The 25915-nt window shown below is 48.6% G+C and carries 28 protein-coding genes and 1 pseudogene; 16 read left to right on the plus strand and 13 right to left on the minus strand.

Features of this window, described 5'->3' with window-relative positions; genetic code table 11:
- Positions 1 to 111 precede the first annotated feature (111 nt).
- Positions 112 to 684, plus strand: coding sequence for an elongation factor P-like protein YeiP (yeiP, locus tag KGP17_RS17510; RefSeq protein WP_021805861.1), 573 nt, complete (start codon positions 112 to 114; stop codon positions 682 to 684).
- Positions 685 to 723: 39 nt separating this feature from the next.
- Here the strand turns inward: yeiP and uxuA are convergent, their stop codons facing one another.
- Complete coding sequence (gene uxuA, locus KGP17_RS17515) at positions 724 to 1914, minus strand: mannonate dehydratase (RefSeq protein WP_218519143.1); 1191 nt, start codon at positions 1912 to 1914, stop codon at positions 724 to 726.
- A 341-nt stretch (positions 1915 to 2255) separates the two neighbouring features.
- Here uxuA and KGP17_RS17520 point away from each other — a divergent pair, with 341 nt between their 5' ends.
- Positions 2256 to 3737: a mannitol dehydrogenase family protein gene (locus tag KGP17_RS17520; RefSeq protein ID WP_223498052.1), complete on the plus strand. Its 1482-nt coding sequence runs from the start codon at positions 2256 to 2258 to the stop codon at positions 3735 to 3737.
- A gap of 58 nt (positions 3738 to 3795) precedes the next feature.
- Here the strand turns inward: KGP17_RS17520 and KGP17_RS17525 are convergent, their stop codons facing one another.
- Positions 3796 to 4107, minus strand: a complete 312-nt coding sequence (locus KGP17_RS17525) for a type 1 fimbrial protein (protein ID WP_094983245.1) — start codon at positions 4105 to 4107, stop codon at positions 3796 to 3798.
- 319 nt (positions 4108 to 4426) lie between these two features.
- A complete protein-coding gene (locus KGP17_RS17530; protein ID WP_037375456.1) occupies positions 4427 to 4735 on the minus strand; it encodes a fimbrial protein in 309 nt (102 codons plus the stop codon).
- Positions 4736 to 5051: 316 nt separating this feature from the next.
- Here KGP17_RS17530 and KGP17_RS17535 point away from each other — a divergent pair, with 316 nt between their 5' ends.
- The 8 genes from KGP17_RS17535 (at position 5052) to yejF (ending at position 15360) form a co-directional block, all read left to right on the plus strand.
- The gene (locus KGP17_RS17535; protein ID WP_021805866.1) at positions 5052 to 6026 is read left to right on the plus strand and encodes a GTP-binding protein; all 975 of its coding nucleotides are present in this window, start codon (positions 5052 to 5054) and stop codon (positions 6024 to 6026) included.
- 45 nt (positions 6027 to 6071) lie between these two features.
- On the plus strand, positions 6072 to 6782 hold the full coding sequence (locus KGP17_RS17540) for a phosphatase PAP2 family protein (protein WP_223498053.1): 711 nt from the start codon (positions 6072 to 6074) through the stop codon (positions 6780 to 6782).
- Between the two features lie 408 nt (positions 6783 to 7190).
- Positions 7191 to 7772: a bifunctional murein DD-endopeptidase/murein LD-carboxypeptidase gene (mepS, locus tag KGP17_RS17545; protein ID WP_024528047.1), complete on the plus strand. Its 582-nt coding sequence runs from the start codon at positions 7191 to 7193 to the stop codon at positions 7770 to 7772.
- A gap of 331 nt (positions 7773 to 8103) precedes the next feature.
- Positions 8104 to 9693, plus strand: coding sequence for a cyclic di-GMP phosphodiesterase (locus tag KGP17_RS17550; RefSeq protein WP_223498054.1), 1590 nt, complete (start codon positions 8104 to 8106; stop codon positions 9691 to 9693).
- A 134-nt stretch (positions 9694 to 9827) separates the two neighbouring features.
- The gene (locus KGP17_RS17555) at positions 9828 to 11636 is read left to right on the plus strand and encodes an extracellular solute-binding protein (RefSeq protein ID WP_021805870.1); all 1809 of its coding nucleotides are present in this window, start codon (positions 9828 to 9830) and stop codon (positions 11634 to 11636) included.
- Positions 11637 to 11646: 10 nt separating this feature from the next.
- On the plus strand, positions 11647 to 12741 hold the full coding sequence (locus KGP17_RS17560; RefSeq protein WP_021805871.1) for a microcin C ABC transporter permease YejB: 1095 nt from the start codon (positions 11647 to 11649) through the stop codon (positions 12739 to 12741).
- Complete coding sequence (locus KGP17_RS17565) at positions 12738 to 13763, plus strand: ABC transporter permease (protein WP_094983246.1); 1026 nt, start codon at positions 12738 to 12740, stop codon at positions 13761 to 13763. Before KGP17_RS17560 ends, KGP17_RS17565 begins: the two co-directional genes overlap by 4 nt.
- Before the next feature lies 1 nt (position 13764).
- Positions 13765 to 15360 carry a microcin C ABC transporter ATP-binding protein YejF gene (yejF, locus tag KGP17_RS17570; protein ID WP_223498055.1) on the plus strand — a complete coding sequence of 532 codons (1596 nt, stop codon included), beginning with the start codon at positions 13765 to 13767 and terminating at the stop codon, positions 15358 to 15360.
- Between the two features lie 9 nt (positions 15361 to 15369).
- On the opposite strand, the gene KGP17_RS17575 is transcribed toward yejF, so the two are convergent.
- Entirely contained in the window at positions 15370 to 15714 is a 345-nt protein-coding gene (locus KGP17_RS17575; RefSeq protein WP_021805874.1) for a YejG family protein, read from the minus strand.
- Positions 15715 to 16370: 656 nt separating this feature from the next.
- On the opposite strand from KGP17_RS17575, the gene KGP17_RS17580 reads away from it, so the two are divergent.
- Positions 16371 to 17531, plus strand: a complete 1161-nt coding sequence (locus KGP17_RS17580; protein ID WP_371822041.1) for an IS481 family transposase — start codon at positions 16371 to 16373, stop codon at positions 17529 to 17531.
- A 262-nt stretch (positions 17532 to 17793) separates the two neighbouring features.
- Here KGP17_RS17580 and KGP17_RS17585 read toward each other — a convergent pair.
- From KGP17_RS17585 to KGP17_RS17595, 3 genes and pseudogenes are all read right to left on the minus strand, one after another.
- Positions 17794 to 18612: pseudogene (locus tag KGP17_RS17585) on the minus strand (Bcr/CflA family multidrug efflux MFS transporter); the annotation flags it as partial.
- Between the two features lie 41 nt (positions 18613 to 18653).
- Complete coding sequence (locus tag KGP17_RS17590) at positions 18654 to 18872, minus strand: hypothetical protein (protein WP_223498056.1); 219 nt, start codon at positions 18870 to 18872, stop codon at positions 18654 to 18656.
- A gap of 67 nt (positions 18873 to 18939) precedes the next feature.
- Positions 18940 to 19827, minus strand: coding sequence for a hypothetical protein (locus KGP17_RS17595; protein ID WP_223498057.1), 888 nt, complete (start codon positions 19825 to 19827; stop codon positions 18940 to 18942).
- Positions 19828 to 20932: 1105 nt separating this feature from the next.
- On the opposite strand from KGP17_RS17595, the gene KGP17_RS17600 reads away from it, so the two are divergent.
- The 4 genes from KGP17_RS17600 (at position 20933) to KGP17_RS17615 (ending at position 22514) form a co-directional block, all read left to right on the plus strand.
- Entirely contained in the window at positions 20933 to 21532 is a 600-nt protein-coding gene (locus tag KGP17_RS17600) for a hypothetical protein (RefSeq protein ID WP_223498058.1), read from the plus strand.
- Positions 21533 to 21740: 208 nt separating this feature from the next.
- Positions 21741 to 21914, plus strand: coding sequence for a hypothetical protein (locus tag KGP17_RS17605; RefSeq protein WP_223498059.1), 174 nt, complete (start codon positions 21741 to 21743; stop codon positions 21912 to 21914).
- Positions 21899 to 22213, plus strand: a complete 315-nt coding sequence (locus KGP17_RS17610; protein ID WP_223498060.1) for a hypothetical protein — start codon at positions 21899 to 21901, stop codon at positions 22211 to 22213. Before KGP17_RS17605 ends, KGP17_RS17610 begins: the two co-directional genes overlap by 16 nt.
- Positions 22206 to 22514: a hypothetical protein gene (locus KGP17_RS17615; RefSeq protein WP_223498061.1), complete on the plus strand. Its 309-nt coding sequence runs from the start codon at positions 22206 to 22208 to the stop codon at positions 22512 to 22514. Before KGP17_RS17610 ends, KGP17_RS17615 begins: the two co-directional genes overlap by 8 nt.
- A 27-nt stretch (positions 22515 to 22541) precedes the next feature.
- On the opposite strand, the gene KGP17_RS17620 is transcribed toward KGP17_RS17615, so the two are convergent.
- The 4 genes from KGP17_RS17620 to KGP17_RS17635 are packed head-to-tail and all read right to left on the minus strand — an operon-like array spanning position 22542 to position 23920.
- The gene (locus KGP17_RS17620; RefSeq protein ID WP_223498062.1) at positions 22542 to 22871 is read right to left on the minus strand and encodes a hypothetical protein; all 330 of its coding nucleotides are present in this window, start codon (positions 22869 to 22871) and stop codon (positions 22542 to 22544) included.
- A 16-nt stretch (positions 22872 to 22887) separates the two neighbouring features.
- Entirely contained in the window at positions 22888 to 23046 is a 159-nt protein-coding gene (locus KGP17_RS17625; RefSeq protein ID WP_223498063.1) for a hypothetical protein, read from the minus strand.
- The gene (locus KGP17_RS17630) at positions 23043 to 23360 is read right to left on the minus strand and encodes a hypothetical protein (RefSeq protein WP_223498064.1); all 318 of its coding nucleotides are present in this window, start codon (positions 23358 to 23360) and stop codon (positions 23043 to 23045) included. Before KGP17_RS17630 ends, KGP17_RS17625 begins: the two co-directional genes overlap by 4 nt.
- Entirely contained in the window at positions 23357 to 23920 is a 564-nt protein-coding gene (locus KGP17_RS17635) for a hypothetical protein (protein WP_223498065.1), read from the minus strand. Before KGP17_RS17635 ends, KGP17_RS17630 begins: the two co-directional genes overlap by 4 nt.
- 310 nt (positions 23921 to 24230) lie before the next feature.
- Here KGP17_RS17635 and KGP17_RS17640 point away from each other — a divergent pair, with 310 nt between their 5' ends.
- Positions 24231 to 24890, plus strand: coding sequence for a hypothetical protein (locus KGP17_RS17640; RefSeq protein WP_223498066.1), 660 nt, complete (start codon positions 24231 to 24233; stop codon positions 24888 to 24890).
- A 211-nt stretch (positions 24891 to 25101) separates the two neighbouring features.
- Here KGP17_RS17640 and KGP17_RS17645 read toward each other — a convergent pair whose 3' ends face one another.
- Both KGP17_RS17645 and KGP17_RS17650 read right to left on the minus strand, forming a co-directional pair.
- Positions 25102 to 25569, minus strand: coding sequence for a glycoside hydrolase family protein (locus KGP17_RS17645; protein ID WP_223498067.1), 468 nt, complete (start codon positions 25567 to 25569; stop codon positions 25102 to 25104).
- The gene (locus tag KGP17_RS17650) at positions 25566 to 25907 is read right to left on the minus strand and encodes a hypothetical protein (RefSeq protein ID WP_223498068.1); all 342 of its coding nucleotides are present in this window, start codon (positions 25905 to 25907) and stop codon (positions 25566 to 25568) included. Before KGP17_RS17650 ends, KGP17_RS17645 begins: the two co-directional genes overlap by 4 nt.
- Positions 25908 to 25915: the final 8 nt, after the last annotated feature.

Below are 25915 nucleotides of genomic sequence, written 5' to 3' on the forward strand. Positions count from 1 at the left end.
GGCTACGGCCGCCCTTTTTCCCCACTCTTTTTGCGCGCGGCACTTGCCTGAAAAGCACGGCGCGAGTAACTTGTCGCAACTTCCTAAATTCCATTTCGACAGGGTATTCCAATGGCAAGAGCGAACGAAATCAAGCGCGGTATGGCGATCAATTACAACGGCAAACTGCTGCTGGTAAAGGACATCGATGTCCAGAGCCCAAGCGCCCGTGGTGCCAGCACGCTGTATAAAATGCGCTTCTCCGACGTCCGTACCGGGCTGAAGGTAGAAGAGCGTTTTAAAGGTGATGATATTCTGGACACCATCAGCCTCTCCCGCCGCAAGGTAAACTTCTCCTATATTGACGGCGAAGAGTATGTGTTCATGGACGATGAAGACTACACCCCTTATATCTTCAAGAAAGATCAGATCGAAGATGAGCTGCTGTTCATCCCTGAAGCGGGTTTGCCGGGTATGCAGGTACTGACGCTGGATGGCCAGGTGCTGGCGTTGGAACTGCCGCAGACCGTGGATATGGAAATTGTTGAAACCGCTCCGGGCATCAAAGGAGCTTCTGCCAGTGCGCGTAACAAGCCGGCCACCATGGCGACCGGCTTGACCATTCTGGTACCCGAGTACCTGAGCAGCGGTGATAAAATCCGCATTCATATTGCAGAACGCCGCTATATGAGCCGCGCAGACTAGTCAACGGTAGGGGCGCAACCTGAGTGCGCCCTGCTTTTGCTAGAGTAACTCTGGGAAAAACCGCCGCTTTAACGCCAGCTCAACCCCACGAACCTCCGCCAAACCTTTCAACCGACCGATGGCCGAATAGCCCGGATTGGTTTTCTTCTTCAGATCGTCCAGCATCTGGTGACCATGGTCTGGTCGCATTGGGATAGGCCGCAGATCGCCCGCTTTATGACGGCGCTGTTCTTCTGCCAGAATAGCTTCAACCACCGCAACCATATCCACATCCCCTTGCAAGTGCGCCCCTTCGTGGAAGGTTTTAGGGTTTTGCTCGCGGCAAGTAGCACGCAGGTGGGTAAAGTGAATGCGATCGCCAAAGGTCTCAATCATCCGCACCAGATCGTTATCCGCACGCACGCCGTAAGAACCCGTACACATGGTGAAGCCGTTATAGATGCTATCTACCGTCTCTTTCAGCCACTGCATATCTTCGATGGTGGAAACAATACGCGGCAAGCCAAGGATGGGGCGCGGTGGATCATCGGGATGCACTGCCAACCTGACCCCCACCTCTTCCGCTACCGGCACGATAGCGCGCAGGAAGACGGCCATATTTTCGCGCAGCTGCGCCTTATTGATATGATCGTACTCCGCCAGCCGAGCACGGAACTGATCGAGCGTGTATCCCTCTTCCGCCCCAGGCAATCCGGCAATGATATTTCCGGTCAGCTTGGCAATATCTGCCGCACTCATCGCCTTGAAATAGCTTTGTGCCTGGGCCAGCTCTTCATCAGTGTAATCTTTTTCTGCCCCACGGCGGCACAGGATATGCAAATCGAAGGCCGCAAAGGCGATCTGATCAAAGCGTAAAGCCTTGGAACCGTCCGGCAGTTGGTATTCCAGATCGGTACGCGTCCAGTCGAGGATCGGCATAAAGTTGTAGCACACGGTATCAATGCCACATTCCGCCAGATTGCGCAGCGATTGTTGATAGTTGGCGATATAACGTTGATAGTTGCCGCTGTGGGTTTTAATTTCCTCGTGCACCGGGATACTTTCCACCACCGACCACACCAGCCCTTTTTCCGCTAACAGAGCCTGCCGCGCCTTGATCTGTTCAACCGGCCACACTTCGCCATTAGGGATATGGTGTAACGCGGTCACTACGCCAGTCGCACCAGCCTGACGCACATCGTCCAGCGAAACCGGATCGTTCGGCCCATACCAACGCCATGTTTGTTCCATTGATTTATCCTTGTAAAAGTCGCTCTGTCATCGTTAAAGCGATATCGGTGGTGAGGTAGATCGCAAAATCAAATCAATCCTGTTATACCACATTGCAGTAGATATCATTCATCTTTAACCTTACTGATTAGCGGCATGCTGTCAAAACAGAAACGTCGATTGATTGATCCAACTCACGATCCTGGGATATTTTGGACCGACCAATTTTATTCACCTCTCTACCGCTCTACACTGGCGGTTGTTAACAGATACGCGAGAGCCGGGCATACACCTGCGGCTAACTGGTCTGATAGCTTTATACCAGCGATCAACCGCCCCTTGCTCTCGTCATGGAGCCATTAATGAAAACTATCGCCAACTCACCGTTACCCGCCAAGACACAACTGCCCCAGTACGATCGCCAGAGCCTGCGCAGCCGAATTGTCCACCTGGGCTTTGGGGCTTTTCACCGCGCTCACCAGGCATTGCTGACCGACAGAGTACTCAACCGTAACGGCGGCGATTGGGGGATTTGCGAGATCAGTCTGTTCGGCGGCGATAAGCTATTCCAGACCCTGCGCGACCAGGATCATCTTTACACCGTGTTGGAAAAGGGCGCGGCGGGCGATCAGGCCATCGTGGTGGGGGCCGTTCACGAAAGCGTACATCGCAAATTGGAAGGTATCGACGCCGTGCTGGAAAAGCTGGCCGAGCCACAGGTGGCGATCGTCTCCATGACCATTACGGAGAAAGGCTACTGTATCGAACCCGGTAGCGGCCAATTAGACCTGCAACACGACGCGATCAAAGCCGATTTGGCTAATCCGGCCCAACCCACCACGGTGCCGGGGATCCTGGTGGAAGCACTGCGCCGGCGTCGAGAACGTCATCTACCCGCCTTTAGCGTGCTGTCCTGCGACAACATTCCAGAGAATGGGCATGTGGTGCGCAATGCGGTGACTGGGCTAGCCAAAGCGCGCGATCCACAGCTGGCCGAGTGGATCGCGCAACACGTCACCTTCCCCAGCACCATGGTCGATCGCATCGTTCCAGCCGCTACGCCAGCAACGCTTGATGAAATCGCCGCCGCTCTGGGTGGCGTGCGTGATGAATGCGCTATTGCCTGTGAACCCTTCATTCAATGGGTGGTGGAAGATAATTTTGTCGCTGGCCGTCCACGCTGGGAGGATGCCGGTGTGCAACTGGTGGACGACGTTCTGCCGTTCGAGCAGATGAAACTGCGGATGCTCAACGGCAGCCACTCCTTCCTGGCCTACCTCGGCTATCTGGCGGGTTACCAATACATAGTTGACTGTATGGCGGATGAGAATTATCGCCGCGCCGCACACCATTTGATGTTGAACGAGCAGGCTCCGACGCTGCAGGTCACTGGCATCGATCTGGCCGCCTACGCGGAGCAGTTGATCGAACGTTACAGTAACCCGGCACTGCAACACCGTACCTGGCAGATCGCTATGGATGGCACGCAAAAGTTGCCTCAGCGCCTGCTGGAGTCCATCCGTTGGCATCGGCAATATGGCTGCAGCCATGCGGGGCTTGCGCTTGGCGTAGCGGGCTGGATGCGTTATGTCGGCGGGATTGATGACGCCGGGCAACCGATTGATATCCGCGACCCCATGCTGGCTACGTTGCAACAGGCCGTTAGCAGCTCACAGGACGGAGAACCCCGCGTGACCGCATTGCTGGCGTTGAAAAGCGTGTTTGGCGAGCAGTTGCCAGCAGATAGTACGTTTGTGGCGGAGGTAACCCGAGCCTATCTGTCATTGCGCGATCGAGGGGCACGCCAGACGGTAAAAGATTGGGTAACCACCCAGTTGAATTGATCCCTACCGGCCGCCATGCCAATCTACCAGGCATGACGGCCACTTGACTGAATGTGGATTAATGGTATTCCAGCGTCATTATTCCGAGTTTTTTCTGCTGATCCAACCACTTGATTTCGCTCTTGCCGAGATTCATTGGCAGCGCTTTGCTACCGCTCTGTAGGCTCGCTAACCGATGTTTGCTGGTGTAGTTTTGCCCGTCGCGATAGCATTGCGTTTGCGCCGTTGAGTCAGCGACTTCCACCGTGCAAGGGCCTTCGACAATGGCGCCATAGAAGTGGATCACGCCACCGGTAGCTGCATTAGCCACACCAGCTGCCAGCCATGAAAACAACATTCCTGCGATCAAAAATAACCGTAAGCTTTTCATGGTCACCTCACTTGTTATTAAGCCAATATAAACCTGAAAAAAAGTTCTTGGATTAAGCGCAAGTTAGAGAGGTTTTATCTATTTATCATCTAGTTAGATAACTATCCACCTCTCTGGCGGCGCATAATTTATTGCCGCGAAATACAGATTTCAAGTCGGAAAAGTCTTAATTTATTTTCTGACAACGGCCTGCTGTGCAGACGGCTTGCCGTGCACAATCCTGGTCAGTCGGTTGGGCAATGAAAGGTGTGGAGAAAACGAATCAAAATGCGGGATCTGGGGAAGTCATGCCGAGCCCCACTCGGCATGACTAGAGGACTTAACGATAAATCACTGTCATTATTGCGAGTTTTTTCTGCTGATCGACCCACCGCATTTCGGTGGTACCGATATTCAGCGGAAGTTCTTTACTGCTGGCATCAAAACTTGCCAGCCTTTGCGTGCCTGTGTAGTTTCGCCCGTTACGATAACATTGGGTATTCGCCGTTGAGTTGCTAACATCTACCGTACAAGGGCCTTCGACAATGGCACCCACAAAGTGGATAACGCCACCTGTGGAACCCGCATGACTTGCTGCCATCCATGAAAACAACGCTCCTGCGATCAAAATTAACCGTAAGCTATTCATGGCAACCTCACTTTTGTTAAGCCACTTTAAAGATAGGTTACTTTTTTAGGAATAATCGTAAGGATAGGCGGTTTTTTTAACGGTTAATCGTTGAATTAAGGTCGTGGAAACAATACGGTACGGTACAGTTGACTTTGTTAATGCCACGTTTTTATGGGAAAAATCCTATCATTTTAGCGAAAAACAAGCGCACAAAAAACAGGCGATTTTTATGCTTAAATTTGTGATCTTCCCCTCCTAATTGGCCAAGAGCGATAAATAAGCAAATAATTGCCAACCTGCATACATTGAAAACATCACTAACGGGAATCTCCAAATGACAAAAACCAATCTGATCACCGGCTTTCTCGGTAGCGGCAAAACCACCACCATTCGACACCTGTTGGCCAATAAGCCGGAAAATGAGCGTTGGGCCGTGCTGGTCAACGAGTTTGGCGAGATTGGTATCGATGGCGCCCTGTTGGCCGACAGCGGTGCGGTATTGAAAGAGATCCCCGGAGGCTGCATGTGCTGCGTTAACGGGCTACCTATGCAGGTAGGATTGAATATGTTGCTGCAACAGGCCAAACCCGATCGGTTACTGATTGAACCCACTGGATTAGGTCACCCTAAGCAGATCCTGGCGCTGTTGACCCAGGAAACCTATGGTGGGTGGATCGATTTGCTGGCAACGATCTGTGTGCTCGATCCCCGCCAACTCGGCGAATCTCGCTATAGCGAAAATGAAAATTTTCGCGATCAGCTGGCCGCAGCCGACGTCATCATCGCCAATAAAATGGATACTTGGCAGCCGCAAGATGCCCTGGCACTGGAAACCTGGCAAACCCTGCATGGCCAGCAGCGGCCGGTCTTTACCATCGAGCAAGGGCGCATGGATATCAAGCTGTTGGATCGGCCACGCACCAATTGCACAGAATTGCCGGACGCACAGCATCATCATAGCCACGCCAAGACCCAAGGATTGGCAGCGTTGCGTTTGCCCGAAAACTCCCGCTGGCGCCGCGCCCTTAATCAAGGCCAAGGATTCATCAGCTGCGGCTGGATATTTGATGGAGAAACCGTCTTCGATACCGTCGGTATGATGGAATGGATCAGGTTAGCACCGGTTGATCGGGCCAAGGCAGTGGTACGCATTGCCGAAGGCAGTTTGCTGATCAACCGCCAAGGGCAGGATCTCAGTATCGAGACGCGCCCCACCGCTCCGCTCGACAGCCGTATCGAATTGATCCACAGCGACGAGGCCAACTGGAATGCTTTGCAAGCGGCCTTGTTTAACATTCGTTTAAGTTAATGCTTTTAACGTTGGCATTATTTTTTTGATTTTTACAGGTTAGCCATGACACGCCGTAATTTACCCTTCATCCTCATGCTCAACGTCTTGGGCATCGTGCTATTTCTTTCCTGGTATTTACCCACGGATCACGGGTTCTGGTTCAAGATTGACTCAGCAATCTTTTTCTACTTCAACCAACATCTGGCCAGCGATGCCTGGTTTCTGAGAATGGTGGCGATCACCAACAATCGGATATTCGACGTCATTTCACTCATCGCCATGGGGCTGTTGTACCTTTACTTCTACCTCAAGCAGGATGCCTTTGGCCGCCGCCGTCTGATCGTTACCGGCGTCGTGATGTTGTTAACGGGAGTGGTGCTCAACCAGTTTGGCCACCTGCTGCCGGTCAAACACGCCAGCCCAACCCTGACTTTTGACAATATCAACCGGGTCAGCGAACTCACCGGCATCCCAACCAAAGACGCCTCCAGCGACAGCTTCCCTGGCGATCATGGCATGATGCTGATGATTTTCTCCTGCTTTATGCTGCGCTACTTTAATCGCACGGCATTTGCCATCGCGCTGCTGATCACCCTGGTCTTCTGCCTGCCACGCATCATGATCGGCGCACATTGGTTTACCGATATTGCCGTCGGCTCGCTGTCGGTGGTGATGGTCGGAACCAGTTCGTGGCTGATGACACCGGCCAGCGATGTTGTGATCCACTGGTTGAACTGCAAACTACCTGGTAAGTATCGCCCAACGCAGCCATAACTTTGGGTTATGATAGCCGGGAGGCCAGCGCCTCTCGGTTATTTACCTGCCGGATCTTGTTTACTCAACAACCACACCGTTAACATGCCTACCCCATTAATTAACCTCAATCCAACATAACCGCCAAACCGCGGTTTTTTATATGAAGATTTACATTATGTTACATCACAATTTCATATAAAGAATGTCGGAAAAAGGCTCGCAATCCTCACGTCATTCCGGTACTCTCGGATGCGTTTGTGCCTGGTTTAGCTTGGCTCATTAGTAAAAATCCGAAAACTGTGCGTTCCTGCACATTTCCGATGCTAACTGATTGTCCTTCCTGCCAGTGCCAACTAGTCTCGTTCCGTTTGGTATTTTTCAGATAACGACTTGCGTCGTTAAGGACTTCAAGGGAAAACAATTACAATGGTCAAATCTCAACCTTTTCTGAGATATTTTTTGCGGGTTTTACCTGCAATTGCGGCAGCCTTGGTGCTCTCCGCCTGTAGCTCAACAAACACTTCGAAGTTAGATAGATCACAAACTGAGATGCATGCAGTTAATGACAAAAACGGTCTTTTACTGCAAGCCTCTCAGGATGAATTCGAAGCGATGGTGCGTAACGTTGACGTCAAGTCAAAGATTATGGACCAGTATGCTGATTGGAAAGGCGTCCGCTACCGTTTAGGCGGTGAAAGCAAGCGCGGTATTGATTGCTCGGCGTTTGTGCAACGTACCTTCCGCGAACAGTTTGGTATGGATCTGCCCCGCTCAACCTATGAGCAAGAAGATATGGGCAAACAAATCCAACGCGCCAAACTGCGCCCAGGCGATTTAGTGCTGTTCCGCGCCGGTTCTACTGGCCGCCACGTCGGCATCTATCTGGGTAACGACAAATTCGTTCATGCCTCTACTAGCAGTGGTGTGACAATCTCTAGCCTTTCGGATAACTATTGGGATAAACGTTATCGTGAAGGCCGCCGGTTACTGGGTAAAAGCTCCAGCTAACGGCGTAGTATCTGAATCTGGTCCTGAAAGCCAAACAAACGAGACGAGAACGCTGCCCCAGGGCAGCGTTTTTTTTCACGGTCATGCTGGCGCCGAACAAACCCGCATCGCTATTTTCGCTTATCACTGTGCCATAAACCACGCAACGGTTGAAAAAATAGCCTATTATCGTCAAGTGACATGCCATTTCGTAACGCACTATTTACGCTGTGTCTAAACAGACAGCCTTGGTGCAAGCCAAACGAATAATGACGCAGGCAGGAGCGGTGGGATATATTAATCACCAGCAATATAACAATAATATTTTTATGCTGCGCTCAGGGGGCAAGTAATGGGATTGAAGGGAGCATTTGCACGCCATGCATCCAACACACGACGTAGCCTGACTAAAAGCTGTATTGTCGCCGTCGTTTTCCTCATTGTTTTTACCTCTGTCACCTTATTTCTGATCGATCATCAGCGCTCGCAATATCAGCATAAAATCGAAACCCGTACGCAGAAATTTGCCGTTAATTACCTCGATCATCTGCAAGAAATGATGCAACAAATCATGCCGCTTACCAGTAAACCCTGCGAACAGGCTCAGTCCGATCTGACCTACCGTGCTGCATTTACCGCCGGCGTACGCACCTTTGTTCTGGTAAAAGACGGTTTTGCCTATTGCTCCTCGGCAACCGGTAACATGATGCTGCGGATGAGCCATATTTATTCCGATATCGACTGGCATAAGCCACTGGATATGGCATTACAACAAGGCACGCCGATGGTGCCTGGAAAACCGGCGATTGCCGTGTGGTTACGCCAACCAGGGCCAGGCAATACCGGCATATTAGCCACGCTGGATCTCACCCTGGCCCCCTATCTGCTGCTCAATTCACCCGATAGAGATACTCCCGGATTTGCCATAGTGATCGGGGGGCATGCGGTTACCACCTTCAGCTCGAATATGCTGCCGCTGGCGCAATTACCTAAAAGCCACGCCAGCCAACTAGCCGTCCCGGGCTATCCACTGAGTATGATCTTCTATCACCAATCCCTGACGGCTAATGATATCCGTTTGACCGTGCTGGGTAGTCTGGTGCTCTCCCTGATGGTGGGCGCGCTGTATTACTATATGCAGATACTGCGCCAAAGCCCCGAACGGGCCCTGATGAGAGGCATCAAGCACAATGAGATCTTTGCTGAATATCAACCCGTGTTTCACTCTGCAACCAACACCATTGCCGGCCTTGAGGCATTGATCCGCTGGCAGCATCCCACCGAGGGGCGCATTCCACCCGATCTGTTTATCCCCTATGCTGAAAGCGAAGGGTTGATCGTAGCGCTGACCCGCCACCTGTTCCGTAGGATCGTGGCAGATATCCCGCAATTGGTACAAGCTCTGCCACGGGGCGCCAAACTGGGCATTAACCTCGCGCCTTCTCACCTTAATGCGCCTTCGTTCCATGACGATATCACCGAGCTACTGGCTAAGTTGCCAACCGACTATTTCACCGTGGTGTTTGAAATCACCGAGCGCGGCATGGTGGAAGAGCAAAATGCCTTGGAAGAGTTTGACTGGCTACATCGCCAAGGGGTTGAAATCGCCGTGGATGACTTTGGTACCGGCCACAGCGCCTTAATCTATCTACAACGCTTTACCCTGGATTACCTCAAAATCGACCGCGGTTTTGTCAATACCATTGGCCAGGATACGGCGACCGCTCCCGTCCTGGACGCAGTGATCTCGCTGTCTAAAAAGCTGAAAATGCTGACCGTGGCGGAAGGCGTTGAAACCGCCGAACAGGTGAGTTTTCTGCAAGAACGCGACGTTAATTTCATGCAGGGCTATTATTTCAGTAAGCCACTGGGTATTGAGGAGTTTGTGGCCTTTTGCCAGAATAAGGCCGTTTTTGATTATCAGGCCGCAGTTAATCCCTGATATTTAAACTTCTTTACTCAGAAAACCAGCCTGAAATGCTATGCTACCGGCTGGATTAATTGACTTATATCCGACGTATTTCAAGCCATGGCTTGAAAGGCAACGGGTATAGCTAGCAGGAGCTTACCGTAGAGATGTCCGTACGCATTTTTGCTGCCTTGGTGCTTTCGGCACTCAGTTTTAGCATGCAGGCCGAAACCCTTAATGAAAGCTACGCTTTCGCCACGCTCGGTGAACCGAAATATTCCACCGACTTTAGCCATTTTGACTACGTGAACCCTGCGGCCCCCAAGGGCGGCGACGTTAGGCTGGCAGCCATCGGCACCTACGATAACTTCAACCGTTTCGCCTCGCGCGGTGTACCTGGTGAAAGAACCGGGGAACTCTACGACACGCTGTTCACCAGCTCGGACGATGAGCCTTCCAGCTATTATCCGTTGATTGCGGAATCTGCCCGCTATCCGGCAGATATGCGTTGGATGGAGCTGGATATCAACCCACGCGCGCGCTTCCATGATGGCAGCCCGATCACCGCCGCCGACGTGGCCTTTACCTTCAACAAATTTATGACCGAAGGGGTGCCGCAATTCCGTTCGTCGTATAAAGGCGTCACCGTCAAGGCCATCTCCCGTCTGACTGTGCGCATAGAACTCCCCAAACCGGATAGAGATCAGCTACTCGGCCTCTTAAGCCTGCCGGTGATGCCAGAAAGCTTCTGGAAAGACCATAAACTGAATGAACCACTGACTGTTCCCCCACTAAGCAGTGGCCCTTATAAAATCAGCAGCTACCGATTGGGCCAATATATTACCTATGAGCGCGTACGTGACTATTGGGCCGCCAATCTGCCGGTGAATCGTGGGCGCTATAACTTCGACACGCTGCGTTACGACTATTACCTGGACGATAAGGTGGCGCTTGAAGCCTTTAAGGCCGGGGCTTACGATTTCCGCGTCGAAGGCTCGCCAAAAAGCTGGGCCACCCAGTATCAAGGCGGTAACTTCGCGCGCAACTTCATCATCAAACAGGATGAAACCAATCAGGCGGCGCAGAATGCCCGCTGGCTGGCATTCAATATCCAGCGCCCGATTTTCGCCGATCGCCGGGTGCGGGAAGCCATTACCCTGGCCTTCGACTTCGACTGGATGAACAAGGCGCTGTATTACGATGCCTATCAGCGCGCCAACAGCTATTTCCAGAATACTGAATACGCGGCCAGCGGCTACCCAGACGCTGCGGAGTTGGCCTGGCTGGCCCCGCTAAAAGGTAAAGTGCCAGCAGAAGTGTTTACCTCAATCTACCAGCCTCCAACATCCGACGGCAGCGGCAATGACCGGGCGAACCTGCTGAAAGCCACCGAATTGCTTAAACAGGCCGGTTGGGAAGTGAAAAACCAGCAGTTGGTCAACAGCAAAACCGGTAAGCCCTTTACCTTTGAACTGATGTTGCCGAGTGGCAGCAATTTCCAATATGTACTGCCTTTCCAGCACAATCTGAAGCGGTTGGGTATCGATATGCAGATCCGTGAGATCGACATCAGCCAATTCACCCGCCGCATGCGCGAACGTGATTTTGATATGATGCCGAGGGTCTACCCCGCTATGCCGTTCCCCAACTCCAACCTGCAGATCTACTGGGCCACAGAATATCTGAACTCCAGCTACAACAGCCCTGGCGTCAGCGATCCAGCCGTCGATGCCCTGATAGAACAGATCATGAAGCATCAAGGGGATGAAAAAGCGTTGCTGTCCCTTGGCCGTGCGCTGGATCGGGTGTTGACCTGGAACATGTATATGCTGCCGATGTGGTACTCCAATCACGACCGTTACGCCTATTGGGACAAATTCTCTTCGCCAGCGGTACGCCCAGCCTATTCGATCGGGTTCGACAACTGGTGGTTCGACGTCAACAAGGCGGCACGCTTGCCGGCGCAACGGCAATAAGGAGCCTCAGGTGGCCGCTTATCTGATACGCAGATTACTGCTGGTGATCCCCACGCTGTGGGCGATCATCACCATTAACTTTTTCATTGTGCAAATCGCCCCCGGTGGACCGGTCGATCAGGCCATTGCCTCTATTGAGATGGGGCAAACCAGCGGCTTTGGCGGCGGTGGCGCAGGTGAAGGCCTAGGGCATATGAAGGCCGGCGCGGGCAACGTGGCCGAAGGCCAATACCGTGGCTCACGCGGCCTGGATCCCGAAGTGATCGCCGAGATCACCAAGCGTTACGGCTTCGACAAGCCGCTGCACGAACGCTATTTCACCATGCTGTGGAACTATATGCGCCTCGATTTCGGCGAAAGCCTGTTCCGCGGGGCCTCGGTAATGCAGCTGATTGGCCAGAGTCTGCCAGTTTCCGCGACCCTGGGGCTATGGAGTACGCTGATCATTTATCTGGTGTCGATCCCGCTGGGGATACGCAAGGCCATCCACAACGGCAGCGCCTTTGACACCTGGAGCAGCACGCTGATTATCATCGGCTACGCCATTCCGGCATTCCTTTTCGCCATCCTGATGATCGTGCTATTCGCCGGTGGCAGCTATCTGGACTGGTTCCCACTGCGCGGGCTGGTTTCCAGCAATTTCGACACGCTGCCGTGGTACGGTAAAATCACCGATTATCTGTGGCACATTACCCTGCCAGTGCTGGCTACGGTGATCGGTGGCTTTGCCGCCCTGACCATGCTGACTAAAAACTCGTTTCTTGATGAGATCCGCAAACAGTATGTGGTCACCGCCCGTGCCAAAGGGCTGGACGAGAAGAAGATCCTTTACCGCCACGTGTTCCGTAACGCCATGCTGCTGGTGATCGCCGGTTTCCCGGCCACCTTTATCAGCATGTTTTTCACCGGTTCGTTGTTGATCGAAGTGATGTTCTCGCTCAACGGCCTTGGGCTGTTGGGCTACGATGCCACCCTGCAACGCGACTATCCGGTGATGTTCGGAACGCTCTACATATTTACCCTGATCGGCTTGCTGTTGAATATCGTCAGCGATATCACCTATACCCTGGTCGATCCGCGCATTGATTTCGAGGGCCGTCAATGAGCCGCTTAAGCCCCATCAATCAGGCCCGCTGGGCACGTTTTCGCAGCAACCGCCGTGGTTACTGGTCGCTGTGGATTTTTCTATCTGCCTTTGCACTCAGCCTGGCCGCCAACCTTATCGCCAACGACCGGCCGTTGCTGGTGCGCTATGAAGGCCGGCTGTATGTGCCCTTTATGGTCAACTACAGCGAAACGACCTTCGGCGGGGAACTGAATACCACTACCGATTTTCAGGATCCCTTTGTTATCAAGCAGATTGAGCAACACGGCTGGGCCATCTGGGCCCCGATCCGCTTTAGCTACAACACCATCAACTTTGCCACCGAAGTGCCCTTCCCTTCGCCGCCGTCACGCCAAAACCTGCTCGGCACCGACAGTAATGGCAGCGATGTGCTGGCACGGGTGCTGTACGGTTTCCGTATCTCAATGCTATTTGGGCTAGCGCTAACGCTGTGTTCCAGCGTGATTGGTATCTGTGCGGGAGCGACGCAGGGCTATTACGGCGGCCGATTCGATCTTTGGGGGCAACGGCTGATCGAGGTTTGGTCGGGGATGCCGACGCTGTTCCTGATCATCCTGCTGTCCAGCATCATCCAACCCAACTTCTGGTGGCTGTTAGGCATCACCATCCTGTTTGGCTGGATGAGCCTGGTGGGCGTAGTGCGTGCCGAATTCCTGCGTACCCGTAATTACGACTACATTCGTGCCGCCAGAGCGATGGGCGTGCCGGATCGCGTGATTATGTATCGTCATATGCTGCCTAACGCCATGGTGGCCACGCTGACCTTCCTGCCGTTTATTCTGTGTGGTTCGATCACCACCCTTACCTCTCTCGATTTCCTCGGCTTCGGCTTGCCGCTCGGTTCGCCTTCGTTGGGTGAGCTCCTTTTACAGGGCAAAAACAACCTGCAAGCTCCGTGGTTGGGCATTACCGCCTTCCTAGTGCTGGCGGTGCTGCTCTCACTGTTAATCTTTATCGGCGAAGCGGTGCGCGACGCCTTCGACCCAAGCAAGGCGCATTAATATGACCACTCCTCTGCTCGCTATTCAGGATCTCAGTATCGCCTTCCGCCAGGGAGGCAGCTTGAATCAGGTGGTCAACGGCGTCTCGTTACAGGTGGAACAAGGGGAAACGCTGGCGTTGGTGGGTGAATCAGGCTCAGGCAAAAGCGTCACCGCCCTCTCCGTGCTGCGGCTGCTGCCTTCCCCGCCGGTGGTGTATCCCGGTGGGGATATTCTGTTTAACGGCAACTCACTGTTACATGCATCGGAAGCCGAACTGCGCAAAGTACGTGGCAACCAGATCTCAATGATATTCCAGGAGCCGATGGTGTCGCTCAACCCGCTGCACACCATCGAAAAGCAACTGGCCGAAGTGCTGATGCTCCACATGGGTATGCGCCGTGACAGCGCCCGTGCCGAAATCATTCAGTGCCTGGATCGAGTGGGAATACGTAACGCCAAAGCGCGCCTGAAGGACTATCCCCATCAACTCTCAGGCGGAGAACGTCAACGCGTGATGATCGCCATGGCGGTGTTGACCAAGCCCAAGCTGTTGATTGCCGATGAGCCGACCACCGCGCTAGACGTGACCATTCAAGCGCAGATCCTGATGCTGCTGAAAGAGTTAAAGCAGGAGCTGGGGATGGGATTGCTGTTCATCACCCACAACCTGAACATCGTGCGCCGGTTGGCGGATAACGTGGCGGTAATGCGCCAAGGGTTGTGCGTAGAACAAAATAGCCGCGATGGGCTGTTTAGTGCCCCACAACACGCCTATACCCGTCAGTTATTGGCTGCGGAAGACGTAGGCAAGCCTCTGCCACTACCTGCCAACGATAAGCCTATGCCACTGCTCAAAGTGGAACACCTGCAGGTCAGCTTCCCGATCAAACGTGGCCTGTTACGGCGTATCGTCGATCAGAACTACGCGCTGAAAGATCTGAGCTTCGAAATACAGCCTGGGGAAAGCGTGGGCCTGGTGGGCGAATCGGGTTCAGGTAAGAGCACGACTGGCCTGGCGCTGCTGCGCCTGTTGAGCTCCAAAGGTGCGATCTGGTTTGATGGCCAACCGCTGCATCAGTTCAATAACCAGCAGATGTTGCCTTACCGCAGCCGGATGCAGATCGTGTTCCAGGACCCCTATTCCGCGCTGAATCCACGCCTGAACGTGCTGCAAATCATCGCCGAAGGGCTGGAGATCCACCAGCAACTGACCGCAGAGCAACGCGAACAGCGGGTGATTGAGGCGTTGGAGGAAGTCGGATTGGATCCGGCCCTGCGCTATCGTTATCCCACGGAGTTTTCCGGTGGGCAGCGACAACGTATCGCCATCGCGCGTGCGCTGATCCTGCAGCCGCAGCTGTTGATCCTGGATGAACCGACGTCCTCACTGGATAAATCGGTGCAGGCACAGATCCTGACGCTGCTGAAGTCGCTTCAGCTCCGTCACCGGCTGGCCTATCTGTTTATCAGCCACGATTTGCAGGTGGTACGATCGTTGTGCCATCAGGTGATCGTACTGCGTCAGGGAGAAGTCGTGGAGCAGGGTAACTGCCAGACGATTTTCAACGCACCTGCTGCTGCCTATACACAGCAGTTATTGCAGTTGGTTGATTAGCGGCATCATTCAGAAGGGGTACTGCGCGCTGAGCTGCTCGGCAATCGCCGCACCGACGTTTTTCAAGCGGCACATGGCGGCACTTTCATCACATTGATGAACGAACAGGCAAGGCTCGCCTTCCCATTCAACAATGGAGCAGTTGACCTGGATCTCTTGCAGAGACAGGTTGAGCTGCTGCATGACCCGCCAGGCTTCGCGCCCGTCATGGCTGAGCAGCTTGAGGCCGATCAGATCGTTATCTTCGTCTATGCCGCTAAGCGGAATCGGTTCAACCTTGCTGCCGGTAAAACCTGATAGCCAACGATAACTTTGCGGCAAGCGATGCACTACCGAAAGCTGGAAACTGTCCACATGAAATCCCTAGTATGAAAAGATGAAACACTTTTTACATCACAGGATGACTTAGTTATAGCCGGGATCATCCGACTTTGCCGCCTACAAATGTTATTTTAAAGTAAAATTTGCAACAAACAATTAACCACATCCTGCGCTTGCTGATATCACTCAGTTTTTCTCCACCGTAGAAGGTTCTCTCACGGCGTTTTGCGACTCAGCTCGCATTTTTGCGTTATATGTAACCCTTTCCCGCCGCGATCTCAACATTTTTTTCTTGCAATGCGGTTACTTTACAATCGGTATAATTTTACATTGTGCAAACATCTCGCTCAAATACCCAAGGCAGGTTAAATCAATAATATTTTGATTTAAAACAATATTATTCCGATTAGTCGCCAAAGAAATGCCCCATCAGCCAACGGGTTGCACCTCTGGCCACCAGGGAAAATAACGCCGTCATATTTAACAAAAAAACTACAGTTCGTTTGGCTGACGTTTAGTTAGCCTGCATATATTTAGCAACAAACTTAAACTTGCAAGCAGGCAGATTGGGGGCTAATTGCATTTGATCTCCCTCACCCCAACCCTCTCCCCTGTACAGACCGGGGACATCATGAACACTTGTTCGGGGACATGGTAGACACTTACAACATAGGTATGAGTACTTCTGAGTGGAGTTGCTTATGCCGTGGGATGAGAGATCTGCCATGTCATTACGTACCGAGTTTGTGCTTTTCGCCTCACAAGAAGGCGCTAATATCCGTGCGCTATGGCTATGCCGTCAGTTCGGCATAGCGCCTGCTACCGCATACAAGTGGTTACATCGCTGGCACTCTGATGGGCGCGCCGGTCTGAACGAACGTTCTCGAGCGCCACACCATTCCCCCAGCAGAACCTCTGACACCGTTGTCCAACATCTCCGCGCTGCACACCTGGCCCATCCGATGTGGGGCGCACGCAAGCTCAAGCGGTGGCTCGAGATGCAGGGGCATACGTTACCGGCCGCCAGCACCGTGCATAACCTCATGCGCCGCCATGACCTGCTACCGGGCGGTCCGTCACCGGCGCCCACCGTCGGACGCTTTGAACATGACGCCCCGAACCGACTCTGGCAGATGGACTTTAAAGGCCACTTCCCCTTCGCCGAAGGGCGTTGTCATCCGCTGACCTTGCTGGATGACCATTCGCGCTTCTCGCTCTGTCTGGCGCACTGCCCGGACGAGCGACGTGTCACCGTGCAGTCACAGTTGATAGCGGTGTTCGAACGTTATGGCTTGCCGGAGAGAATGACCATGGATAATGGTGCCCCCTGGGGCGACACGACGGGCAGTTGGACCGCGCTGGAACTGTGGCTGATGCGTCAGGGTATCCGGGTGGGTCACTCTCGGCCTTATCATCCTCAGACTCAGGGTAAGCTGGAGCGCTTCCACCGCAGCCTGAAGGCAGAGCTCCTGCAGGGACGGTGGTTTACCCATGCCGCGCAGTTGCAGGAGGTGTTCGACGCCTGGCGAGATACCTACAACCTGGAACGCCCACACGAAGCCCTGTCAATGGCGGTGCCAGCGTCCCGTTATCAGCCTTCATCGCGACAATACAATGGCAATCCGGCGGCAGCCGAGTATGACGAGGGGGTCCTGGTCAGGAAAGTGGATGTCAGTGGAAAACTAAGCCTGAAAGGGATGGGTCTGAAAGTGGGCAAGGCCTTTATCGGTGAATATGTCGGGCTGAAGGAAAGTGAGAGAGAGGGCTACTACGAGATATGGTGGTACAGCACGAAAGTGGGGATGATCGACCTGAGAAATAGGTCGATCATCATGGGTAAAGGATGTTAAAAAGTGTTCACCATGTCCTTGAACACCTGTCTACCATGTCCCCGGTCTGTACATCCCCAAGGAGAGGGAGCTGGTCCGGAGCTGTAATCAGGTGCAGGATTTAACCTATGGCACATCCGGTCCCGAGGGAGTCAGGTGTTGTGGTAGGGTTCAGGCGTAAAGTGGTGGCACATTCATTGGAAGAGCCAAGGTGATCTCAGTATCGATAAAATAGCTCGATCGGTCCCCTCTCCCTGTGGGAGAGGGTTAGGGTGAGGGGTAATCAGGCAGGATTATTGCGCGGACGGCTGGCATAAAAATAGAACAACACCGCAACGATGCTACACAGAGCCATCGATGAAACCATCGGCCACGCGCTCTTACCTGGGGCCAAGGACAGTATTGCCCCAACCAGCGCGCCAATGCTGAAGCGCAACGTCCCGGCCAGTGAAGAAGCGGTTCCCGCCATATGGGGGAAATCGTCCAGGATCACCGCCATCGCGTTAGACGAGATCATGGCGATACAGCCGAGATAAACCGCCACCCCAAGCACCAAAGCCCAGAAACCCAGCCCGCTGGCGGTGACGGCCAGCAACCACACGCCCATCGTCAATTGCACAAACAGACCAAGACGGAACATTTTTACTGCCCCTAGGCGTCGCACGTTGCGGCTATTGATCAGGGTTGTCAGGAACAGAAACACGATGTTCAGCGCAAAGTAATAGCCAAAATGCTGCGGTGAAACGTTATTCAGCTCGATATAGACAAACGGCCCGGCGCTGAGGAAAGAAAACATCCCGGCAAACGAGAAAGCACTGGCCAGCATATAGCTCAACACGCGCTTGTGGCGGAACAACGAGCCGAAATTCCTCAGCGTGGTACGCAGATGGAATTTTTGCCGCCGCTCCTTGGGTAACGTCTCCTTGATAAAGAACGCCACCAGTACCGACCCCAACAACGCCGCAGCCCCCATGGTCCAGAAGATGGCATGCCAGCTGAACCATAGCAGCAGCACACCACCGATCATCGGAGCCAGCAATGGCGCAATGGTCATCACCAGGATCACGAACGACATCATGCGTGAGAACTCATCCTTGATGAATGTTCATGACATACAAACAATAACAGAAGGGACGACTACGCTCAATTCCAGAAAGCACGCGCACTCGCAAGACGATCCTGATCTGTAACCAGTTCATCTTGACGATTATAAACGCGTTCGATTGTTTCACCGTCTGCTGTGATAGTATAAGAGATAGCACCGATCACTCTGTAAGTTGCGTAATTGATTTTAATAGATAAATCTTTAGAGTCTTTGAATTCGTTTTCGATTTCGATTTCGATTTTTGTTTTGTTCGTCATTTTAATTTCCTTTTTGATTTGATTGAATGTTTTTTCGTTTCGTACTGTTATTTAGATAAGTATGAATTCATGCGGCTAATCTCTCATGTTTAATGCGCGTTAATCTCATTTCACGCGCTGTTAGTGTTTTAGTGGTCATTTCAATTGGGTTATAAAAGTTTGCTCTATTGGTTCTTGCAGATTGATCAGAACAAACGATCAGCGGTTCGTTGATGGTTGCAGCAGGTTTTGTTAAACTAAATACTAATGAGCTATTAGAAAAGGTGTTCACTTCGCTCATTGAAAGTAATTCATTCAAATCATTCTCTTGCTGTTCAGTTAATGTGGCGTTAACTTTATAGCTGATTTTCAAAATCTTCTCGTATTTCGCATTGAACAATATAAACTCCTCACTTGCTTCTAACCCTTCCCCTTCAATAATTTTATCTTGAACAGCGATAAGGTCCTTCTTATCGCTTAACTCTTTTTCCAGTTCAGCAACTCGTTTTTCAAGTTCGGATAATTTGCTATCAGTTCTTTCGGCAATTTCTGCAACTTGAGATAACTTCTTATCTTCTACGAATTCCACTTTTTTATTTTCTACTAAATCACCACTAAAAACTTCATTCTTAGTTTTGGCAAAGATTTTAGTAAGATTAGCTTTCTGATTTTTCCAATAACGACCGGTTCCTTGACGAGAAACCATTACTGCTTTGGTGAAGTTCTCATTACAAGCAACGAAAACTAAATCACCAGATGAATCTTTACCGAAACCAGCATTGAAAGAGTATTCGTTTAATGATGCTGAAGCGTTTTCAATCAGAGCAATAACTTTCTTCTTGGTTTTGTTATCAGCAATGTTAACATGGTTTTTAATTTCGTTTTTATCGTTCATGAAGTCATTCAAAGCAATAACGTTAGTTCCTAGTTTTGCTTTAACAGTGTTGTCAGTATTTTTAAAAATTGAGATTTGCATTTCATGCTCCTTGTTTAATGCGCTTTGTTCTAATGTTCTGTGCTTTGCAACGTGATACGAAAGTTTGATAATTCATCTCGTATTTTTCAGCAAGAAATGCCATTGTTGAACCGTTGTCAATCTGCGATTCAATTTCTGTTCTGTTCAAAACTTTTTTCGTTCTGCTTTTCATATAAAATTACGTCCTATTGTTTAGATAAAAAAATGCGCCTCTGCGGAAGCGCGATTTTGATTAAAATGGAATTTTTTACAAATGAACCTTGTTGAGAGGATTCTTTCAAAACACTTTACAGTATTTTCAAAGAATACCCTTGCGAGTATTCGAAACATTAAGGAATCAAAACATGAAGTAAAATACTTTTCTCTATACTGATATTTATGCAGTCGAGGAAGAGTTGTAAACAACCGTAGAAAAATAAAATTAGTAGACAGTGAAAGCTGTGCTTACATAACTAATTTAGCATCCATGCCGAAAGTCGTAAACAAAGTAGCTGAAAAACTTCAAAGACACTTTTCGGAAGCGAGACACTTTAAGAAAAAACGAGACGGTTTTGAGATGGTTTCCACGGAAAGCGTTGGGACCATTGACGCCAGCCACTTATATATTAAACCGTCCAGATGGAACTAGATGATTATAAAACATAGCGAAGCGAGCAAGATGCGCGAAGCGCGGGCGTAGCCCTAACAACTGACATAGCGAAGCGACAAGATCATTCAGTAAAAGATCCAGATAGCATTAGTTAGCGCTTCGCGCATTCGCTTCGCTCATAATATTATTTTTGATCATTAATCAGTAAGGTCAAATGCATTATATCCTTGATCGGAAATTCAGTAAACTTTCTACGAAAATTTAATAGTTCTATGAAGTCAGTTAGTGAGTTTCTCCTACGCTGCGCTACGTCGAAACGGGCAAGCCCTATCTTTGATAGAGATCTTGTCGTATGACGAACCTCCTACTTTCTCCCTGACTTTCTCCTGATCTTGATAGTCCTTATCGTCTTTGTGATTGGTCTTTACCTTGCTCTTTCCAGTTCGTCTGAGTCCATCCTGAATTCCTCCTAGTTATCTAAATATCAGTATATAAAATAAAAAAGAGGAATTAAAAATGTTAAAGCATGAAGTAAAAACCAGATCAGAGTTAAACCGTGTTTCATCAAGTTACTGTGTGTATAAAACTGTTTTGCATCATCAGAATGGATCTTTCGTGTATTACGGAAAGCAGTCTTTCAATGATGCACCTGACTCTCGCTATATTGGTTCAGGTCGTTTATTGAAAGAAAAGCTGAATGAAATGGGCGATACTGATTTGATTGAAAAGACCGTGCTGTCTGTTTTCGATGATGAACAAGACGCTTTAGACTTTGAACAACAACTTATCCTTAATGCTCGTAAATGTAATGAAAATCTTTTGAATATCTGTTCAGGTGGTGCCGGAGGAAATCGTTTAGACCGAGTTTCAGAATCCGGTATAACAATTCGCTCTGCGAAAATATCAATCAATCAAACAGGTCGAAAATTCTCAGAAGCATCTATTGAAAAAATGCGTCAAGCAAAACTAGGTAAAAAACGTTCTATTGAAGCGCGTGAAGCAATTTCAAAAGGTCGTCTAGGAATGAAAATTGGTCCCCGCTCTGCTGAGACTATAGAGAAAATGAAAGCAGCGCAGCAGAAACGCCGAAAGCTTGAATCCGAGTTATCTAAATAACAACATATCAAATCAACTAAGAGGAATAAATGAATAAGCACTGGATCTTTATTCTTCTGGCTATCTTTGTGGGTGTTTGCTACTTGAGCACCCCTAACACTGCATCAGTTCAGAAGCGCGGAATCATCTGCAACTTACAAGACTATAATCCCGAAACGGCTAAACATGATATCGATATGTGCCGATTAGGACTAACAAAGGAAACCAAATGACCACGAGTGAATTTCTAGACGTTATCAATGATGCAACTTATATGATCACTGACGTATTAGAGAAAGCCGATTTTGAAATCGCTGATAATAAAAATGACTGTGTTCAATCTGTTATCGGAATCTGTCATGAACTTATTGAAAAAATGGAGCCTGAATGTACGAGCAACTAAAACAAAGCCTACAGAATCAGAAAGAAACGATTGAAAAAGCCATCACTGATTTTGAAAACGAGCTGAAAGCTAATGAAACTCTATTGATCGAAGAATTGCAGCAACGTATGCAAGCAGGTGTTTATCCTGATTCGGAGTTTTTGCATGAAGCAATGCGAATATTGAACCGCGTAATCAGCTATCAAACTTTTAACCTCCCTGATCCTAAAACTGAATTCGAGTACAAACAGAACCATGTTGTGTTTGAAATCGTTGAAATCGGTAATCAGTTCTACTTTATAACGGTGCATAATGACTGATATTCCTATTCTTAAACATCTATATGATTTAATCGATGTTGACCCTGTTTTGAACGACGGGGCTTTACTCGCTATCCAAGAGCTTCCAATCGACCGTATGCTGTTCATTGCTGAAATCATTATGCTAGTCAAAGCTATTGAGAAGAACGCGAAGGACGAACGCACCCTTTCAGGAGTGTTCTACACTGAAGCGAATCACAGAGAGCTAGTGAAAGACCCTTATGTTGAGCTTTTCACGCAGTATGATGGGAAGTTTGTCAGCATTAACGAGGATAAACTTAAAGAGGTATTTACCAAATAAAAAAGGGACTCGATTGAGTCCCTTTTTTTATTTTTTATATGAATCAAGAACCTTTTGAAGTTTTGTTCTTCCGTCTTCTTTTGTTAAATCAATATGTAGAGGTTTAGGCTTGGATTCTTCGAGAAAAACCTTCGCTATATTTCCTGAGTCGTCTAAAATTTCATTTAAAAGAGCATCAGTGGAGTATTCTTTTCTATTAAATATTTCCTCTATTTCGTCAATTGTTACTTCTTCTACATTCGGATAGGCTTTTTCTAAAGCGACAACATCATCGCGAATCATGAAGTCTGCTAATTCGTATAAATTCAAATCAACATTTTTTCGTTCGCCGTTTCTAAAGCTAGCTATAAAAAGCATTTCTTTTTCCTATTGGTTAGTCTAGCAATTTGCGGGCTATTTCTTCGATCTGTCTTTCATCGTTCAATCCTGTTACTGCTTGAACACCTTCTTCTTTCAGCTTTAGCGCAACTTCATCAATTGATAACGCCATCTGTTCAACATGTCCATCATCGAAAACAACTTTATAAATCATAATTTTTTCCTAATCATTATTGAGTGATATTTAAACTCTCTCTTTATTGAAAGAGTATCCCATATTTTAATCATTAACCTTTGTGTGTCAATATCTTTGATCATCATAGCGTCGAACATTGCATTGATTTCAAATTTTACTATTTTAGCTTGCATCAATTTCTCCAATTCAGGAATCCACAAAAACATCGTTAACGTGTTTCCTTCAATCTTGAAATCGTAACTCCATTCTTTCGGTAATAGTTTGATAACTGACATAGAATCTCCTTTTTCAGTAATGCTAACTGGACCAAGGAAGGAGTCAAACAAGGTCATTCATCCTCATTTAATAATTCTTCATCATCCGATTCTTTAACTGCTTCACGCTCTAAGAGTTCCAGTTCAGGCTCATCAATCAAATCAGTCATGCTTTTATCAACTAACAGATCACCAATTTCAATCAAAACTTCATTGCATATTTCATTCAGTTTGTTTTTCAGGTTCTTCTGGTCGTCTGCTGCTGATAAAATTTCAATTAGATAGTTACGAGGGATTCTTCTAACAACGTCTTTAAAATTGCCTAAGTAAGTATCTAAGGCAGCTTGAACGTAATCAGTTTCAATCAAAGCACCAGCTTCTTTAGCAGCAGCCATCTGGGCTATATCTGCTTTTGCTTTTTGCTCACGGAGTTTTTCTTTGTCCATTTCTTCGCGAACATTGGTTTCTTTCAATGGGTTGATTTTGTTTTCTAAAATCCATTCAGTGCCTTTTTTCTCAGGGATCTTTTTACGTTCGTCGTCATACGGGAGTCCTTCTTTTATCCAAGATTTAACACCGTTCAGGGTATAACCGTATCTTGAAGCCATTTCGGTCATAGTGATATAAGTCAGTTTCATTTTCTGTAGCCTTTTTAGTGAGTTAAGGGTGTTGTATAAGAGTATTTATCAGAAAGGCGGGAAATTTTTGGAGGAATCCAGGAATCAAGGGTGAACTGAAATGAACCAGGAGTTTCAGATATTTTTGAAAAGGTCCGCTCGCGAAACATCGGCGTCTTTCCATGCACGGAAAGTAACTATAAATTTATCCTAAGCGAATATAGTGAATATCTATGCATTTTAATGAATAAAACGGGAGTTTCATATAAACCAACATGAATTGATAACACATTAGTCATATTGTATGATGGTTGCTTCAAAAGGAGATGATATGGAATATCAAGCAATAGCTAAGCGAATAGTGCAGGTGATACTAACACCAGAGATGCTCGTAGGACTAGCACACGGAGTAGCAAGCGTACCTATTGATTTTGGTTATCTTGCTTATGGATATATTGACACGGAGAATAGATCTCGCAATCAAGGTGATACGATGCGAATGATGAAAGCTATTAAGTGCGGTATACTTGAGAATGAAAACCTAGTAGAAAGCATTAAAACCGTGCTTGATGACTTTAATAGTAATGTATCTAAAGAAAAACAAGATTCAATATATGCAAAGACTGTTGGCTCTATAGCAGGAAGGATGATTACAAGCACTGTTCTTAGCGGTATTCTTACGAACATAATTCTTAAAACAGCAGTATACACTAGACTATTAGGACTTAGAATTGGCTCAGTTAGCACTATTTTATTGACTGGCGGTTTGGCGACAAGAAGCATTTATAAGTCAGAAGAATTGAAAGATAAAAATCTCCCTGTGTACTATGCACTTAGACACAAAGGTGATTTAGACTTTCTTTATTTCTTGATTCAACCATTTGTTGATCCGTTTATTGATGCGCTCTCTGTTAGACAGAAACAGGGTCAAGAACCGTTTAATAAAATAGTATCGCTTGTGGAGAAAGAGCTAAATGGGCAAAAAATTTAAAGACAAAGTGTGTTTCTTCATAGCTAACGCGTTGATTAACATACTTGGGTCCATCGGCTTTCTGCTATGCGTGTATTTCTTTTTTCATTTTGACACGGTAATGGAGAGAGTGCTTTACATCAGTGGAACAATAATCGCTGTTATCGCGTTAGCTTACATTATACCCATTGATAAGAATTATTAGCCTGTTCTATAAAGAGCAGGCTGTGGTTCAAAGATAAGCGTTTAAAGTGTTAGTCTCGAACACGCTGATAACTCTATTAGCTCTGTTCGGCGTCTGCTTATGCCATTTTGATAATCTGAGATTAGCAGCAGCTTTTGACCAGTTTCGTTGCTCAAGATATGAAAGGCTATTGTTGAATGTTGATACACCTTGAACGCCCATTTGATAACACATATTCACCAAAGCATACTGTCTATTCACTTCAAGCTGATTATATAGCTTGCTTAGTCGTGGATTGTTAAGAATGCCCTTCATAGTAAACTTGATATCATCGTTGAACAGTTGTTCAGCTTTAGCGTGTGTAATCGTGTCTGAGCCTAAGATTCTAATAGCCTCTTGTCTATCAGGGCTTTTAGTAACTAAGTGACCGACGCCGATTGTGTAATAGCCTTCAGTGTCTTTATAAAGGTCTAACTTGATACCCTCATCATGCTTTAACATTTCGTATAGAGTCATAAATCCTCATACACAAAGAAATAGTTAATAGCTCTGATACCTCTGATAGCGTTCTGAGTAACACCGAAGCAAACTGCTTTATCTTCTATGCCCTCAACATCAATCAATACAGACTGACCGATTTTGAACTGATACTTCGGCTTTCTGAACTGTGTGCTAACAACGAAAACGTCATTCTTTAAATTGGTTTTCTTGAGTTGCTTCTTTAGCTTCTTATCACCGACTAGATCATAAGAATAAGGGCGTGTCATATCTTCAGGTTGAACATTGTTGATCTTGATGTTATTCAAATCTGCGATAGGGTAATATTCGAATTGGTTAATAGTTGGAATTGTCATTGCTTCTC

Origin of the sequence: Serratia sp. JSRIV001, from assembly GCF_019968745.1 — a bacterium.
In the GTDB taxonomy this organism is placed as follows: Bacteria; Pseudomonadota; Gammaproteobacteria; order Enterobacterales; family Enterobacteriaceae; genus Chania; species Chania fonticola_B.